The organism is Winogradskyella ouciana, assembly GCF_009709615.1.
In the GTDB taxonomy this organism is placed as follows: Bacteria; Bacteroidota; Bacteroidia; order Flavobacteriales; family Flavobacteriaceae; genus Winogradskyella; species Winogradskyella ouciana.
In genome coordinates, this window is sequence record NZ_WJYA01000182.1 from 1 (window position 1) to 258 (window position 258).

The window sequence follows — 258 nt, forward strand, 5'->3', positions numbered from 1 at the left end:
TCTTGCAGGGCGCTTTGCGGCAAAGGAGGCATTTGTGAAAGCGGCGGGTACAGGAATTTCTTCTACATTTAGTTGGCAAGACATTGAAATAAAAAAAGAAACAAGCGGGAAACCGTATTTATATGTTCCAAGTTATCTAAAAATCATGCATCTTTCTATCTCCCACAGTGCCTTGTATGCAGTTGCATCTGTAATCATTGAAAGCAAAACAAGCTAGTCTGCATATTGCCCAAGGTTGTCTCATATAGTTGTAGTGCG

General features: G+C 40.7%; 1 protein-coding gene. It reads left to right on the forward strand.

Annotated elements, in window-relative coordinates; translation table 11 throughout:
• Positions 1–217, forward strand: a 217-nt coding sequence (gene acpS / locus F1003_RS18935) for a holo-ACP synthase (RefSeq protein WP_155090370.1), incomplete at its 5' end; no start/stop codon positions are given.
• Positions 218–258 lie beyond the last annotated feature (41 nt).